This is a genomic window from Microbispora bryophytorum, from assembly GCF_006874465.1.
In the GTDB taxonomy this organism is placed as follows: domain Bacteria; phylum Actinomycetota; class Actinomycetes; order Streptosporangiales; family Streptosporangiaceae; genus Microbispora; species Microbispora bryophytorum.
In genome coordinates this window covers 1-924 of record NZ_VIRL01000067.1, presented here as the reverse complement: position 1 = coordinate 924, position 924 = coordinate 1, and the positions used below count along the sequence as shown (strand labels likewise).

Below are 924 nucleotides of genomic sequence, written 5' to 3'. Positions count from 1 at the left end.
TGCACGGACCGTCGGCGACGACCTGACCCCGCTCGACCCGATCCCCCTCGGCCACGATCGGCTTCTGGTTGAAACAGGTGCCCTGGTTCGACCGCTTGAACTTCGCCACCCGATACGTCGTCCGCGTACCGTCGTCGTTCATCACCGTGATGTAGTCGGCCGAGACCTCCTCCACCACACCGGCCTTCTCCGCCGTGATCACATCACCGGCATCGGTCGCCGCGCGATACTCCATCCCCGTACCGACCAGCGGAGCCTCGCTCTTCAGCAAAGGCACCGACTGACGCTGCATGTTCGAACCCATCAACGCCCGGTTGGCGTCGTCATGCTCCAGGAACGGAATCATCGCCGTCGCCACCGACACCATCTGACGCGGCGACACGTCCATGTAGTCGACCTCGGACGGGTGGACGGCCTCGAACTCGCCGCCCTTCCGGCGGGCGAGCACGCGGGTCTCGGCGAAGGTGCCGTCGGCGTTCAGGCCAGTGTTGGCCTGCGCGACGACGTGCCGGTCCTCCTCGTCCGCGGTCAGGTAGTCGATCTGCTCGGTGACCCGGCCGTCGACGACCCTGCGGTAGGGCGTCTCGACGAAGCCGAACGAGTTGACCCGCCCGTAGGAGGACAGCGAGCCGATCAGGCCGATGTTCGGGCCTTCCGGCGTCTCGATCGGGCACATCCGGCCGTAGTGGGACGGGTGCACGTCGCGGACCTCGAAGCCGGCCCGCTCACGCGACAGACCACCCGGGCCGAGGGCGGACAGACGCCGCTTGTGCGTCAGGCCGGCCAGCGGGTTGGTCTGGTCCATGAACTGCGACAGCTGCGAGGTGCCGAAGAACTCCTTGATCGACGCCACGACCGGGCGGATGTTGATCAGGGTCTGCGGCGTGATCGCCTCGACGTCCTGCGTCGTCATGCGCTCGCGCA

General features: G+C 67.3%; 1 pseudogene. It reads right to left on the bottom strand.

From position 1 onward, the window contains the following. Nucleotides 1–924: pseudogene (locus FLX07_RS35825) on the bottom strand (DNA-directed RNA polymerase subunit beta); the annotation flags it as partial.